Raw genomic sequence first — 14308 nt, 5'->3', positions numbered from 1 at the left:
GAATAAAAAACAAAAGAAAATGCTCTATGCATTTTCTTTTGTTTTTTGTACTCGTATATATTTTGAACTGCTATTATTCATAAGTTTTTCTAACCGATTTATATTTTCCGTTAATGCACCTTTCACAAGAGAGAAATCTGTATTTGATTCTTCTTTTTTTTCTTTAAAAAACGAAGACTTTTGTACATTTATTTCAGCCATCTCTTCTCCCCCTTTTCAAAAAGATACAATCTTCTATTTATATTATATAGCAAATAAAGACAGAGTGTACACGAATCATTTTCTTTTTAATTCTTCTTCTAACTTTTCTACTTGCTGCAACGTATCTCCTTTGATTAAAGAGAAATCTGTTGTATCTTCATTTTCTTCTTTGAAAAAATCATTGTCATAATCTTTTATCACTACAATCACCTCTACGTGCTAGTGTAGGAATGATTGTCCCATTTTATTCAACTTTGTCGAATTTTGTTTTGAATTTATGTATAGAAGAAAAGGACAGAAAAACAATTCTGTCCTACTTACTAAAATAACTATGATGTATTGTTAAATTATAGACATTTTCAAAATCTCGATCCTGCAGGCTATTCTTCTTCCCATCAATCACGATAAAAACATCATTCATTATTTTTGCTGGTATAATTCCCACGTTTTCTACTTGCACTGCTTTTTGTTCATTCAATTGCTCTATATGCTCTATAGGTATTGTAATACTAAATTGAGAACGAATACCACGAAAGCCCGTATTTAATTCATTCGCTGCTTCAAATACAACGATTTTCGCTCCAATTTTTTCCCCGTATGAATCTAAAAATGCGTTTAAGCTTTTTGTATATTCCTCTTCCGTATGCCATTCCATCGTCCCAAATGCTGCTGGATTAATATTTTGGATAATGTTCGTATATATTTCTCCTCTTGCTTTTGAAGCGATTAATGACCGCTTTATGGATTGAACAGTTTTACCGATATCGCTAAATTTCGCTCCCCATATTTCGGAAATATTAGGTGTTAAAATAAATGAAATATCAACAAAAATGACCATCGCAGTGAACATTAATAAGTTTTTCCAGAGGGTTAAATCGATTCCTTTAATCATGAAATAAACTGTGACTGATGTTATGAATAATCCATACCAAGTTTTTCGAATTCGCTGCTTTTTCTCTTCATATAACTCTTCATTTCTCCAATAAAAGAAAACAAGAACTACAAAAACGATTGCTAAAATAAATAAGCCAATTCGAATGTTAGAGATCGTCAATTACATCACCCTCCATTCAAAAACTACTCACGATATCATTACATGCGCAAGTAGTTCTCTTTATGACAAAAGACGTGGACAAGCTTCTAAATTTAGCTACATCGCATATACATTAGAAGGAGGCCACGTCTTTTATCATGAGTCTACATTGTATATGTAGACAAGCATGCATTTCAAATTTTCATGTTAAAAAGAAATATGTTTCGGAATTTCCCCTTCAGGTACTTCTCCATCCATACTTAAGTAATAATGGCGAATCGGACGTAAATTTTCGTCTAATTCATAAACGAGCGGAATGCTAGTTGGAATATTTAATGAAACCACACCATCATTTGAAAGGTTGTCTAAGTATTTCACTAGCGATCGAATTGTATTACCATGTGATGAAATAATTACTTTCTCACCACTTTTTAATGATGATGCAATTTCTGAATGCCAATACTCCAGCACTCTCTTCTCCGTATCCTCTAAACATTCCGTCAATGGAAATTCACCTTTTTTGAGCGTTTTGTATCTCGGATCGTTCGCTTCATATCTAGGATCTTCTTCAGTAAGAGCCGGTGGTCTTACATTGACACTTCTTCTCCAAATATGAACTTGTTCTTCACCGTATTTTTTTGCAGTTTCTTCTTTATTCAATCCTTGTAGCGCTCCATAATGCCTTTCATTTAGTTTCCATGATTTATGTATAGGCACCCAAGTAAGATCCATTTCATGCAGAACAATCCATACAGTCCGGATTGCTCGTTTTAATACCGATGTGTAAGCAACATCGAAAGTATAACCGTTTTCCTTTAATATTGCTCCTGCTTCTCTTGCTTCACTTAATCCATTCTCTGATAGATCTACATCCGTCCATCCAGTAAAGCGATTTTCAAGGTTCCATAAACTTTGTCCGTGACGAATAAGTACAAGTTTTATCATTATAATTCCCCTCTCGGAAATGTGAATTTTATTGTTCCATCGCGTACACGTATAAAGTATCTAGTAATGCATTTTTTTATCCATTCACTCTATGATTTACCCATAGTTGCCAAATGCATGGATAAAATTCTTTCTTTTTCAAACTATAAAGAAAGGCCTATTTCTCATTATTTTTGATCAACTGGAATTTCTCTTTTCGATATCCATGCATCATGACCTGAACGGCTATTTGCCATTTCGTTCATAACTTGATGCCAATTCTCTTCACATGATTCACCAAATTTTGAAAAAATAGCACCCATTTGCTTTCTTTGAACATCACTTAGTTTTTTCTCTAAATCTGTACCTTCTTCTGTTAAGGATAATTGTTTTACTCGACGATCATGAGTAGCTTCATTACTTTCAATTAGTCCTTTTTCCACAAGTTGACGCAGTGGTCCGTGAAGAGCTTGTTTACTTATTTCTAATAGCGATAGTAACTCATTTACACTTATCCCTGGAAAACGTGCGATAAAAAATAAAATTCGGTGATGTACTCGTTGTATACCATACTCTTTTATAATTTCATCTGGCTTTTCAGTAAATGTTTTATATGCAAAATAAAATAATGCCAATGCCTCATTCATCTGTTCTTCTTTATGTCGTGTCATCTACTTTCCCCCTGTATGTAAATTATACCACAATCCAGTAATGAATATTTTAATCAACGCACTTGAACTTCTGTAATCCATTGAAGCATTCATTACACGAACTAAAATAATTAGGAGATGATTCTCTTGAAAACGCAATACACTGTAAGTACATATTTATTAGATCGATTACATGAATTAGGAATTGAGCATATATTTGGTGTTCCTGGTGATTATAATCTTGCCTTTTTAGATGATGTGATTGCACATGAAAATTTAGAATGGATTGGTAACTGTAATGAATTAAATGCGGCATATGCAGCAGATGGATATGCTCGCATAAAAGGCGTCGCTGCTCTTATTACCACTTTTGGTGTCGGGGAATTGAGCGCCATAAACGGCATTGCCGGCTCGTATGCCGAAAACGTACCAGTTATAAAAATCACCGGTACACCAACAACAAATGTAATGGAGAATGGAGAACTCGTTCATCATACATTAGGTGATGGAAAGTTCGATCACTTTTCCAATATGTATCGAGAAATTACGGTAGCACAAACAAATTTAACCCCTGAGCATGCCGCTGATGAAATTGACCGTGTATTACGTACATGTTGGAATGAAAAACGTCCAGTTCATATTAATTTACCGATCGATGTATATAATAAACCAATTAATAAACCTACGGAATCAATCTTAAATCATCCCATAGTAATTAATAAAGGCGCATTAGAAAAAATGCTTCTACATGCTATTTCAAAAATAAATAACGCCAAAAAACCGGTTATATTAGCTGATTTTGAAGTGAATCGTTTTTATGCTGAAGAAGATTTACATCAATTCGTAGAAAAAACTGGCTTCCCTATCGCATCACTAAGTATGGGAAAGGGCATATTCCGAGAAAAACATCCTCAATTTATAGGAATTTACACTGGCGATGTTAGTCCTCCATACTTGCGAAAAAGAGTTGATGAATCTGACTGTATCATTAGTATCGGTGTGAAATTAACTGATACTATTACCGGTGGCTTTACACAAGGTTTTACGAAAGAACAAGTTATTGAAATCCATCCCTATACTGTGAAAATTATAGATAAAAAATACGGACCGGTTGTAATGAAAGATGTACTACAACATTTAAGTGATTCAATCGAGCATCGTAATGAAGAAACACTGGAAGTTAAGTCGTTTATTTCAGAATCATCATCTATTACTAAAGAGTTCAATCCAAAAGCACAAATCGTTACACAACAACGTTTTTGGCAACAATTGTATCACTTCTTACAAGAAAACGACGTCTTAATTGCAGAGCAAGGAACACCATACTTCGGTAGTGCCGCTATCCCTTTACCTAATAACGCTTCATTTGTAGGACAACCGTTATGGGGATCTATCGGATATACACTTCCCGCTCTATTAGGAACACAACTCGCTAATGTAACACGGCGTAACATTTTAATTATTGGTGATGGTTCTTTCCAGTTAACTGTTCAAGAATTATCCACTATGTTACGTCATAATTTAAAACCAATCATATTTTTAATTAATAACAACGGATATACTGTTGAACGAGCGATTCATGGACGAGACCAACCATATAATGACATACAAATGTGGGATTATAATAAACTGCCAAATGTATTCGGATCAGAAGAAAAAAGTCTCACATTTAAAGTAAAAGATGAAATAGAGTTAGCAGAAGTCTTAAATAAAATAAGTTTTAATATGAATCGACTTACCTTTATTGAAGTTGTAATGAGCCAAGGGGATCAACCTGAATTATTAGCTAAACTTGGAAAAAGATTCGGCAGCCAAAATTCTTAAAAAGAAAAAGCATCGCTATAAATCATAACGGGTTCAGCTAAAAGTTGTAAAACTTGTTTTGCCACTCAAAATATATGTCAAAAAGGATGGTAAGTGCCATCCTTTTTGACATATATTGAACTTTTACTATTTATAAACCCCTTCTTCGACTAACACCCTGTGTAACAAGCTAAAATTTTTAATCAATCTTTAACTTTATAGCTTTAGTGGCAATAAATGTTTTAATATGCTTATCTAATATCCTTGTTCCACCAAAATCATCCTCGTAAAAACCTGTTATAACAAAACCAGCTTCAATTTGGCCTTGGATTTGGTCTTCTAAAGTATGCGCATATTCTATTGTTTGATTTGAATCGATGTAATCTTGAACTTCATCCTCTGGTAAATAATCCAATGTTGATGAAGGAATTGAATGTTTAACATCAAGAATACCTTTTTGTTCTTGGTTATCATCAAAAATCCATAGTAACGGATTTGTAAATCCAGCAATAAGAATACCTTTATTCTTTAAAACCCTAGAAACTTCATTCCATACAAGATGAACATTTTTTATAAACAAATTAGAAACAGGATTTATAACAATATCAAAATATTCATCCTCAAAATCACCAAGGTCTGACATATCTCCTTGTACTGTTTTCAAAGTCAAACCATCCCGTTTTGCTACCTTTTCATCTTGTTCTAATTGCTTCTTAGATATATCAGTAACTGTTACATCTGCTCCAGCAGCAGCTAGAACTGGTGCTTGTTGTCCGCCACCTGATGCTAAGCAAAGTATCTTTAATCCATCTAATGACTTTGGAAACCACTCTCTAGGAACTGATTTTTCCGTAGTGACTGTAATCTCCCATTCACCTGATGTGCTTTTCTCAATAACCTCGCTACTTACAGGCTGCGTGTATCTAGAACCTTCTTCCACCTTCTTATCCCATGCATTACTGTTTTGTTGTGTAGTATCCATTGCGATTTTTCCTCCTAACTACCTAGTTGCAATTTAATTGTAAGATTATTAACTATTTATACATTCCTTTTTTTATTAACCTACCAGATAGTAAATACTTAGTATATATTTATCTTAACAAATAATCGACCGTAAATATAAAAACATTCTAAATAAACATGAAATTAGACAACTATTCAATTCATTTAAAATAAACGATATTAATTAACAATTCCCCAAAAATGATATACCAACAAAAAAGGCGTTCCAAACCTGTTGACAGTTGGAACGCTTTTTAAAGTTATTTAATTTTTCAAACTCTTAACTGAACACATTATACAAATAAGTGATGCTTCTTTTTTATCCAGCAAGCGTTAACTGCCAAGACACACCATACTTATCATTTAACCAACCAAACTTTTTACTAAATGGATAGGCACCTAAAGGCATAAGAATTGCTCCATCCTGCGCTAGTTTATGAAAGACCGTTTCAATTTCTTCTTCTGTCTCACAAGTTACATAAAGAGACATAGCTGGAGTGAATGTAAAATTATGATTTACATAACTATCAATACACATAAACTCTTGGCCATTTAGCGTAAAAGTTGCATGAATTACAGTTCCCTCTTTACCAGGTCCATTTTCATCGTAGCGAGAAATACTTACAATTTCTGATTGATCAAATAGGGATGTGTAAAAATTCATCGCTTCTTCAGCTTTTCCTTCAAACATTAAAAATGTAGTAATTTTTTGATTTGTGTTACTCATATAGAGACAGCCCCTTGTTATGTATTTATGCAAAACATATATCGGCCAACAAAACCGAACGTACATTCTTATAAATGTATTGTCTATAAAAACGATGAATTTGTCAATTATCTAATTTTCATTTCTTCTTAAACAATGCTGTCCAAAGAAATGATTCCCCAAACATATCATTCGGTTGTTTCATTTGTTTCATCTTCCTAATTTCAATTACTTCAAACTCTTTAAATATCTCTCTCAATTTTTCTTCAGAATATGCAAGACCACCTTGTAAACTCCAACCTCTATATACGTCCCAATCTGTTATTTCTGATCCATTTCGTTCATCCAAATCACCTGCCGCAAAACATGTTAATCCGAAATAACCACCCGATTTTAATGAGTTTTTAATTAAATCCACATAATTTATTCTTCTATGCGGTGGAATGTGATGCAAACAACCCGAATCGTATACAAAATCAAATTCGTTTTGAACCTCTAACTTAAAAATTGAATTACAAATAAAATGAATTTCTATTCCTTTTTCTAATGCCCTCTCTTTAGCCCAATTAATGCCTTCTGCAGATAAATCCACTGCTGTTACATCAAATCCTTGAGTCGCTAAATAAATGGCATTTCTACCTGGACCACATCCAAGTTCTAATACTTTCCCTTTTGAAACTCTCTCTTTTTGTATATACGAAACTAGATTCTCATCTGGAATATTTTCAAAAAACGGAACATCCTTTTCTCTATTGGCATAAAATTCATTCCAAAATGGTTCTGCAGGTCTTAATAATGAATCAAGCATTTTTAAAATGTCTTCTTGTGTATGTAACGTTTCATTTTTCATTTGCACTCCTCCATATTTTAATAGTCAGAAAATCATTATATAACCTCCTGAACATTCAGACAAATAAAACTCCACATTTTATTCTTTCTTTATTTTTCAATTCACTTTAAATACGGTAAATGAAATTATCAACTTTACTCTCATTGAGCAAATGCATACCAACCTAATCTTAAAATACAAAAAGAGCCACAAATTTTTGTGACTCCTTCTGCATTCATAATTGTATCAGGATTTTTTTATTATATATCGATTTCTCTATTAACAAACAATATATCTCTTCATCCCAATTACCACTTCATATTTTAACGCCCACGTCTTTTCTGACCTTGATTTGTACTACTTTTCTTATTGCTTGGCTTATTAAATGATCGATTATTTTCATTTCTCGAATCACGTCTTGAACCTTCGCGGCTATCTCTTTGACGATTTTGACCTGGTTTCTTCGGAGCCGGCTTTGGTACCGGTTTTCCATTTTCATCTACACGTTTTATCTTCGGTTGTTCGATTATTTCTCTTTGTATTGGTGCACCAAGCGTTTTTTCAATTTCTTCTAAATGTTTTTCATCTTTCGCTGCAACGAACGTAATTGCAAGACCTGATCCACCTGCACGTCCTGTTCGGCCAATGCGGTGAATGTAACTTTCTACATCTTCAGGGATATCATAGTTAAATACGTGCGTTACACCATCTACATCAAGTCCACGAGCTGCTACATCCGTTGCGATTAAGTACTGAATTTTAGCTTCGCGGAAACTCTTCATGACTCTTTCACGTTTCGCTTGAGGTATATCACCATGAAGTTCAGCACAATTATAACCTAGTCCTTTTAAATTATCATAAAGCTTACTTGCTCTAACCTTTGTACGACAGAAAATAACTGCTAAAAATGGCTGATCACGATCCATAACAAAACGAAGTGCATCTGGCTTTGCACGATCTGTCGTCTCAATGACACGCTGTTCAATTGTATCTACCGTTACTTCTTCACTTTGTACTTGAATCATTTGCGGCTCATCCATATAACGTTTCGCCAATTTTTTAATATCTTTTGGCATCGTTGCTGAGAATAGCATCGTTTGTTTGCTACCAGGTGTCTCATCTAAAATATCTTCAATATCATATAAGAAACCGAAATAAAGCATTTGATCCGCTTCATCTAGTACGATCGTTGAAAGATTACTTAGATCAATTGTTTCACGTCGTATATGATCTAATAATCGTCCTGGTGTTGCTACAACAATATGTGTATTACCTTTTAATTTTCTCAATTGTTGTGCTACATCTTGCCCACCATAAATCGCTAGTACATTAATATCTTCTCTTTGAACAAGCATTTTTTTAATTTCAGTTGTAATTTGCAGGGCTAGTTCCCTTGTTGGTGCAACAATTAAAGCCTGAACATCACTAGACTCTGTATCGATTTTTTCTAAAATCGGTAACACGAATGCTAACGTTTTACCCGTTCCTGTTTTCGCCTGCCCAATAATATCTTTACCTGACATAATAACAGGAATTGCTTTTTCCTGAATTGGTGTTGCTTCCGTAATTCCATTTTCACGTAATGTATGATTAAAAGTTTCACTAATTCCTAATTCTAAAAAGTTTTTCAAATAGACCACTTCTTTTCCTTATTTTTCACATTAGCTTTTATTGTACCATTTGTTTCGCCAAATATGAAAAATAAAAAAATTCTTATCTTCTTTTTTTATACTCATCATGTACTAGATGAACTAATTTTTTTTGTTTTTTCTCGGAATTTATTAATGCTTTCATGTTAGTAGTAGACAAAATGAACTTTTTAATTTTTCTATTACTCCAAATTAGTCTTGTATACTTTGTATCTTCGTGTAGCTTTCGAAACCACTCGAATTCACTTAACTTTGCAATATGATGTTTTAATTTCATATCATTTCGAGGATAAAATGTAATTATAGCCATTATTACATCAAGCAATAAACTCATCTTTTCCCCTCCTATACATATATATTTCAATGTTAAGGAAACATAGTTACAAGGTGATAAAATTGACCAATACATTCATAAAGATATTTTGTATATTGTTCTTACTATATTTTCAATCGACCTCAATTATTATGGCAAAATCTCAAACAAATGTGATAAGTGAATTTAAACAAGCTTTACTCCAAAATGATAAAAAATTAATGCGGTCATATGTAACAGAAGGGATTGAACTACCTACATTCCAAAAGGAAAAACCTATTCATGAAATTAAAATAATACCATCTCCAAAAGAGGATACTACAATTCTTATTTCCTATTTCAAAGACACTGATGATGAATTTACTATCGGTTACATTTTAGAAATAATAACAAAAAACAATAAAATATCTCAAATTAATCAAATTTATGATGGAACTAATCCTCTAATGAAAGAAGCTACTATTGTAAAAAAATATGAAATGAAGTGTAAGGAGCATATACTTACTCCTACAAAATTCCCGTTCGAAATTCATGAATTTCAAGGGTACATCTATAACGATTACTTAGAACTACGATACTACAATAAAGATAGTAATGGGATTTTTAAAATCACTGTTTCACCAGTTCAACATAAATTAGATCAATATGTACATAAGGGCACTAAATTTTACATTTTAAAACATAATATAAAGGCAGTATATAATCCTCATTTTGATTTAGCATACGAACTTATCTTTCAGAAGGACGGTTTTCAATATAAAATCGCCCTTGGTAACAAACTATACATAAAAAGAAAATACAATGTTATTGATTTAATAAGAATTGCGGAATCTATGAATTAAAAAACCGATCTTTTCAATATAAGAAAGATCGGTTTTTTTATATATTTTATATAATGAGTTTTCCTCCATGATAGCAATAATAACTTGCTGCTTTAAGGTTTTTAATTCTCTTTAAAGATTCTTCCGCTTTTTCTATATCTAAGCAAAAATTTGGATTAGCTATTACTAATTCATTATTATCTTGAACGGCCGCATCCCCTGTAATTACACAGTCTAAGTCCGGAAAATATAATGAAATATGCCCCGAAGTATGTCCTGGCGTCGCTACTATTTGACATTTATCATTCAAAATCATTTGACCATCATATACTTTTTCATCGACAGAAATATGTCTTATATTTTTTAACTGTTGTATAAACCATTCACCAAATTCTTTCTCTTCAATTGGCATATGTTCTAACATTTCTTCAGCTTGAACTAGTCTCTCTGATTTTATTTCACCATTAATGTAGTTGGATTCTATTTCACTAGCAATAACATGAAGTTGAGGATATTTCACTTTGAAATCGTATAAAGACCCTATATGATCATCATCATAATGAGTAATAATTATATTTTTTAAGTTTTTCATCTCATATCCATGTTTTAAAATTTCATTTTCAATTAAAGGTAAAAAATTTTTATAACCTGTATCTACTAAAGTTAATTCATTGTTTAATATAATTAAGCTCGGATAAATCCATTGTTTTCGCCCGTTACATTCAAATTCAATTGGTAATTCTATTATCTTCATTTCCCTTCCCCCATACCGTTTATTAAATGTTTAATAATAACTGCATCATCCACATACATTTTACTATACATATCACGAATTGAAGTATGGGCTTCTTTAGTTTCTGTACAAAATTCAAACTTGGTCTCACTTCCCATCAACAGATTTCCGACAAGCTTCTCGATTAAATCCGTCTGGGTATCTTATTGCTAATTTAGATATATTCATTTGAGCGATGTCATCTAACGTATATTCCACCTCATGAGCCGTGATAGAGATTATAGTACATAATGTCACCCAATTCTAAAGCTAACCTATAAGTATTGCCGTTCTCTTCTCCTAAACAATGAACCGGATCAAATCCATGCCCATGGAAAATAGCCTTTCTTACAATATCAGCAACCTCACCATTTTTGACTACATAAATTTTATTATCCATACTATGTAATGAAACACTGTAGGTCGTTGCATCATAAACATTATATTATTTTGAACAGGTAATTTCCTATTCTTATGGAATTATAAATTAAGAAACAAAAATAAAATTGATTATTCCCTCACTTCTTTGTCCATCCTTTTAAAAAATATATGTTTTTGTAAAAGGAGTGTTTATATGGAGAAACAGACGCTTTGGAAAAAATTCAAAAAAAGCTCCGCAAACCTTGGAAAATCCAGCGTATATGAAAGTATTATTTTATTTTACACAATGAAAAAGAAAACGTTACCTACTAAAGCAAAACTCATAATATTAGCTGCTTTATCCTATTACGTATTAACAATCGATTTCATTCCAGATATAGCTGCTATTATCGGGATTGGCTTATTAGATGATGTTTTAGCAATTGCTGTAGCGCATAAATACGTTATGAGGCATGCAGACGCTGAAATTCGTGAAAAGAGTAAAATTAAAATGGAGTCATTGTTTACTTCGGCACACATTTAACGAAGAAAGATAGGCTCTCGCTTGTCTTTGTTCACTACTTATCCATCATCTATAGCTTTTAATCCAATGATTTGAACAGTGTTAAAACAGAAAAAAGAACTAAAATAATCTTTTAGTTCTTTTTTAACAAATCAATTTATTTTTGAACAATCTTTAAAAAGAGCCTATTTTAATGTACCAACTAATACAGGCTCTTTTCTAATTCAAATTTGCAAAATCCGCATCATTTTACGCTATACTTTGTTACTTCAACAACATTTCTCTTTCATCGCTTTCATCATAGACATAGTTGTCTTCATCATTTCATCACATTCGTTCATTTTTACCATCATTGCCTTATCCATTTCTACATCCATTTGCATCATGTTATTCATCATCATTTTCATACACTTCATTTCACACATCATTTTTTCCATAGACATCATCATGTTTGTTGTTTCTACCATCATAGTTTTTTCCATATTAACATCCCCCTAGAATTTTTATGTTACAAGTATAAAAATTCCTTTTTGTTTTTCTAAAACCTTCTTAGTTTACCTCATACAAATATTTATCAATATATTTCCCTCTCTATTGATCATTGATTCGCTTTATTTATTGTCACGCTGAAAACGTACATATAATAAAAAGCATCTTATTTTAGATGCTTTTTATTATATGATTGACACTATGAGCCCATTTATTTCGTGAACATAGGTTAAATCTATTATTTTTCATAAAATTCATAAATTCGACTATAACGTATTATAGTTTTATTCATATACTGTAGTAGATTACTAGAAAGGAGGCGTATATATGGAAAGTTGTATTGTGTTCGTTAACGGCCAACCTTTTTTAGTACTCACAGTTGCTGGCATCGAAATTGCTAGATTGGAAATTACTCTTCAAGTAGCACTAGCTTTGAGAGTTCTCGGTATTCCAATCTGTGAGTAGTCCATTTAAGTAAGTTTAAAAGAGGGCTTTCGCTCTCTTTTAAACTGTTGTCAATACATGTACTTCTATTCGCTTAGCAAGTGTAAATTATAACTTTATAAAATTTATAAATAATTATTTACGCTAAAAGGACTTTCTGTAACACACACCTGCAAACAATTCAACATCCTCTTCCTATCACGTTCTTTATAATGATTTAAACATGCAATTTGGATCCAATTATTTTTTTGCAAATAAGATGACTCATAATGAACAATGTATCCTTGCAATGCTAATGCATCGCCTACTGCTTTAGAAGTATTCCCTTCATTTAACTGAATGGTGAGTATAATTTGCGCGGTGTGCTCTTTAGGTGAAACAAGCTTTAACCCCATATTAGTAATAGCTTCTTCCATATAAGCATATGTCTCTTTTATTTTTACAAACGCCGTTTCATCCCCAAATTTCTTCAATGCTTCTTGCAGTGCGTAAATTAAATTCCATGAATGAGAATATGGAATACTGTCATTCATTTCATACATACCAATGTCCATATACGCAGGTATTGCTTCGTTTTTCTCTATATTGTGATTATGAAAAACGAAAGATAATCCTGTAAATGATTTAATCGCTTTCCCGCTAACGCCACTTGCAAAATATACATCCTTCAAATCTATCGGTATTGCTCCAATTGAACTAATACAATCTACACATAGTTTCATATGATATTTTTTACAAAAAACATTTAGCTCGTCCAAATTATTTAACATTCCAGTTGATGTTTCATGATGAACAAACCAAAGCCATTCATAATTTCCACTTACAATTATTTTTTCTAATTCGATTTGTTTAAACGGCTCTCCCATTTGTTTTTTATACGTATCAAAATTTAAATGTGCTCGTTTTGCCTGCTCAATTAATCTATTACCAAACTCTCCATTCGCTAAAACTAACCCTTTACCTTTTAAAGAACGTATCTGTAAAGCAATCGCATCATTCGCTAACGTCCCTGTTCCTAACATAATTTGTACATGTTTTGCTTTTGTCATTTGAAGTAATCGTTTCTTTACATTGTCCATTGTCACTTGAAATGACTTAGAACGATGCGAAATAGGCTTAGTAGAAAACGCCTTTTGAACATTCTCTTCCATGTCTACTGGACCAGGTAAAAACGTAAATTCTTTCGTCATAATACCTCCAACACTCGATTCTTCGAACATAGTAGGTGTAACATACATTGGCTGAAAAGCTGCTTCTTCTGTTCCAACTAACGTATGGAAAGATTTGAACCCCATTTGCTCATATAAAGGCAGCTCACGTGTTGTAGCTGAAATGAGTGCCAATTCATATCCATTTAGAAGCAAATAACGATGTAAAAAGCGAATTAATCCTAACAACGCTCTACCATTTCTATATTCACGTTCTACTGAAAGCAAACGAATTTCATATACGTTTTCACCATGTTTGTTTAAATATACATCTAAATTTGAGATTTTATTATGTAATGAGAATGGGCGTTTTCCTCTTACCGCGACCATACCTACTAACTTCTCACCGTCTAAACAAATTAAATATGTATTTTCTTCATGAAATCGATCTATACGAAAACGTTCCTCCGTTTCTTCATGTTGCGGAATTTCTTCTACAAATGTTTTATAGTTCAATTTATGTATACTTTCAAATTCCCAAGCTTGATCAGCAATTTTATAAATTATCCCCATGTCCTATCCCCTTTCTTTCTACTTATTGCTCGTTGTTTAATTCATAAAAATTATAAGTGGAGATACCC

General features: G+C 32.4%; 17 protein-coding genes and 1 pseudogene. 4 read left to right on the top strand and 14 right to left on the bottom strand.

The features are described from left to right. Positions 1-24: 24 nt before the first annotated feature. From spoIISB to JDS81_RS21280, 5 genes are all read right to left on the bottom strand, one after another. Positions 25-201 (bottom strand): stage II sporulation protein SB, encoded by a 177-nt coding sequence (gene spoIISB / locus JDS81_RS21300; protein ID WP_000808012.1) that lies wholly within the window; start codon positions 199-201, stop codon positions 25-27. Between the two features lie 75 nt (positions 202-276). Continuing rightward, positions 277-402 (bottom strand): hypothetical protein, encoded by a 126-nt coding sequence (locus JDS81_RS21295; protein WP_000588713.1) that lies wholly within the window; start codon positions 400-402, stop codon positions 277-279. Between the two features lie 112 nt (positions 403-514). Beyond that, on the bottom strand, positions 515-1255 hold the full coding sequence (locus JDS81_RS21290; RefSeq protein WP_000155915.1) for a type II toxin-antitoxin system SpoIISA family toxin: 741 nt from the start codon (positions 1253-1255) through the stop codon (positions 515-517). A 186-nt stretch (positions 1256-1441) separates the two neighbouring features. Continuing rightward, positions 1442-2179 carry a 2,3-diphosphoglycerate-dependent phosphoglycerate mutase gene (gpmA, locus tag JDS81_RS21285; protein ID WP_097954107.1) on the bottom strand — a complete coding sequence of 246 codons (738 nt, stop codon included), beginning with the start codon at positions 2177-2179 and terminating at the stop codon, positions 1442-1444. A 167-nt stretch (positions 2180-2346) separates the two neighbouring features. Next, positions 2347-2829 carry a MarR family winged helix-turn-helix transcriptional regulator gene (locus tag JDS81_RS21280; RefSeq protein ID WP_000196695.1) on the bottom strand — a complete coding sequence of 161 codons (483 nt, stop codon included), beginning with the start codon at positions 2827-2829 and terminating at the stop codon, positions 2347-2349. Between the two features lie 126 nt (positions 2830-2955). Here JDS81_RS21280 and JDS81_RS21275 point away from each other — a divergent pair, with 126 nt between their 5' ends. Then, positions 2956-4632: an alpha-keto acid decarboxylase family protein gene (locus JDS81_RS21275; protein ID WP_142316331.1), complete on the top strand. Its 1677-nt coding sequence runs from the start codon at positions 2956-2958 to the stop codon at positions 4630-4632. A 178-nt stretch (positions 4633-4810) separates the two neighbouring features. Here the strand turns inward: JDS81_RS21275 and JDS81_RS21270 are convergent, their stop codons facing one another. From JDS81_RS21270 to JDS81_RS21250, 5 genes are all read right to left on the bottom strand, one after another. Then, on the bottom strand, positions 4811-5593 hold the full coding sequence (locus JDS81_RS21270; RefSeq protein ID WP_097954109.1) for a class I SAM-dependent methyltransferase: 783 nt from the start codon (positions 5591-5593) through the stop codon (positions 4811-4813). Positions 5594-5932: 339 nt separating this feature from the next. Beyond that, positions 5933-6340 (bottom strand): VOC family protein, encoded by a 408-nt coding sequence (locus tag JDS81_RS21265; protein ID WP_097954110.1) that lies wholly within the window; start codon positions 6338-6340, stop codon positions 5933-5935. 118 nt (positions 6341-6458) lie between these two features. Next, positions 6459-7169: a class I SAM-dependent methyltransferase gene (locus tag JDS81_RS21260; protein WP_097954111.1), complete on the bottom strand. Its 711-nt coding sequence runs from the start codon at positions 7167-7169 to the stop codon at positions 6459-6461. A 302-nt stretch (positions 7170-7471) separates the two neighbouring features. Then, on the bottom strand, positions 7472-8788 hold the full coding sequence (locus JDS81_RS21255) for a DEAD/DEAH box helicase (protein WP_097954112.1): 1317 nt from the start codon (positions 8786-8788) through the stop codon (positions 7472-7474). Positions 8789-8861: 73 nt separating this feature from the next. After that, complete coding sequence (locus tag JDS81_RS21250) at positions 8862-9131, bottom strand: hypothetical protein (RefSeq protein ID WP_000054888.1); 270 nt, start codon at positions 9129-9131, stop codon at positions 8862-8864. Between the two features lie 29 nt (positions 9132-9160). On the opposite strand from JDS81_RS21250, the gene JDS81_RS21245 reads away from it, so the two are divergent. Then, positions 9161-9952: a hypothetical protein gene (locus tag JDS81_RS21245; RefSeq protein ID WP_085450781.1), complete on the top strand. Its 792-nt coding sequence runs from the start codon at positions 9161-9163 to the stop codon at positions 9950-9952. Between the two features lie 46 nt (positions 9953-9998). On the opposite strand, the gene JDS81_RS21240 is transcribed toward JDS81_RS21245, so the two are convergent. Both JDS81_RS21240 and JDS81_RS30505 read right to left on the bottom strand, forming a co-directional pair. Further along, complete coding sequence (locus JDS81_RS21240) at positions 9999-10685, bottom strand: MBL fold metallo-hydrolase (protein ID WP_097954113.1); 687 nt, start codon at positions 10683-10685, stop codon at positions 9999-10001. A gap of 126 nt (positions 10686-10811) precedes the next feature. Further along, positions 10812-11073: pseudogene (locus JDS81_RS30505) on the bottom strand (MazG nucleotide pyrophosphohydrolase domain-containing protein); the annotation flags it as partial. Between the two features lie 204 nt (positions 11074-11277). Here JDS81_RS30505 and JDS81_RS21235 point away from each other — a divergent pair. Beyond that, positions 11278-11607, top strand: a complete 330-nt coding sequence (locus tag JDS81_RS21235) for a YkvA family protein (RefSeq protein WP_000415068.1) — start codon at positions 11278-11280, stop codon at positions 11605-11607. 248 nt (positions 11608-11855) lie between these two features. Here the strand turns inward: JDS81_RS21235 and JDS81_RS21230 are convergent, their stop codons facing one another. After that, positions 11856-12068: a hypothetical protein gene (locus tag JDS81_RS21230; RefSeq protein WP_000416118.1), complete on the bottom strand. Its 213-nt coding sequence runs from the start codon at positions 12066-12068 to the stop codon at positions 11856-11858. A 334-nt stretch (positions 12069-12402) separates the two neighbouring features. On the opposite strand from JDS81_RS21230, the gene JDS81_RS21225 reads away from it, so the two are divergent. Next, positions 12403-12540: a DUF3956 domain-containing protein gene (locus JDS81_RS21225; protein WP_000443202.1), complete on the top strand. Its 138-nt coding sequence runs from the start codon at positions 12403-12405 to the stop codon at positions 12538-12540. Between the two features lie 104 nt (positions 12541-12644). Here JDS81_RS21225 and JDS81_RS21220 read toward each other — a convergent pair whose 3' ends face one another. Next, a complete protein-coding gene (locus tag JDS81_RS21220; protein WP_097954114.1) occupies positions 12645-14240 on the bottom strand; it encodes an aminotransferase class V-fold PLP-dependent enzyme in 1596 nt (531 codons plus the stop codon). Positions 14241-14308: the final 68 nt, after the last annotated feature.

The sequence above is a fragment of the Bacillus cereus group sp. N31 genome (assembly GCF_016483245.1).
In the GTDB taxonomy this organism is placed as follows: Bacteria; Bacillota; Bacilli; order Bacillales; family Bacillaceae_G; genus Bacillus_A; species Bacillus_A toyonensis.
Note: the sequence above shows the minus strand (reverse complement) of the source record. Positions and strands in the feature narration are given on the sequence as shown.

What these genes read in the sequence shown, in the direction of transcription:
- JDS81_RS21225 (WP_000443202.1), top strand. Translation starts at nt 12,403, where the DNA reads ATGGAAAGTTGTATTGTGTTCGTTAACGGCCAACCTTTTTTAGTACTC.
- JDS81_RS21235 (WP_000415068.1), top strand. Translation starts at nt 11,278, where the DNA reads ATGGAGAAACAGACGCTTTGGAAAAAATTCAAAAAAAGCTCCGCAAAC.
- JDS81_RS21280 (WP_000196695.1), bottom strand. Translation starts at nt 2,829, where the DNA reads ATGACACGACATAAAGAAGAACAGATGAATGAGGCATTGGCATTATTT.
- JDS81_RS21245 (WP_085450781.1), top strand. Translation starts at nt 9,161, where the DNA reads ATGTTAAGGAAACATAGTTACAAGGTGATAAAATTGACCAATACATTC.
- JDS81_RS21250 (WP_000054888.1), bottom strand. Translation starts at nt 9,131, where the DNA reads ATGAGTTTATTGCTTGATGTAATAATGGCTATAATTACATTTTATCCT.
- gpmA (WP_097954107.1), bottom strand. Translation starts at nt 2,179, where the DNA reads ATGATAAAACTTGTACTTATTCGTCACGGACAAAGTTTATGGAACCTT.
- spoIISB (WP_000808012.1), bottom strand. Translation starts at nt 201, where the DNA reads ATGGCTGAAATAAATGTACAAAAGTCTTCGTTTTTTAAAGAAAAAAAA.
- JDS81_RS21230 (WP_000416118.1), bottom strand. Translation starts at nt 12,068, where the DNA reads ATGGAAAAAACTATGATGGTAGAAACAACAAACATGATGATGTCTATG.
- JDS81_RS21240 (WP_097954113.1), bottom strand. Translation starts at nt 10,685, where the DNA reads ATGAAGATAATAGAATTACCAATTGAATTTGAATGTAACGGGCGAAAA.
- JDS81_RS21265 (WP_097954110.1), bottom strand. Translation starts at nt 6,340, where the DNA reads ATGAGTAACACAAATCAAAAAATTACTACATTTTTAATGTTTGAAGGA.
- JDS81_RS21270 (WP_097954109.1), bottom strand. Translation starts at nt 5,593, where the DNA reads ATGGATACTACACAACAAAACAGTAATGCATGGGATAAGAAGGTGGAA.
- JDS81_RS21220 (WP_097954114.1), bottom strand. Translation starts at nt 14,240, where the DNA reads ATGGGGATAATTTATAAAATTGCTGATCAAGCTTGGGAATTTGAAAGT.
- JDS81_RS21260 (WP_097954111.1), bottom strand. Translation starts at nt 7,169, where the DNA reads ATGAAAAATGAAACGTTACATACACAAGAAGACATTTTAAAAATGCTT.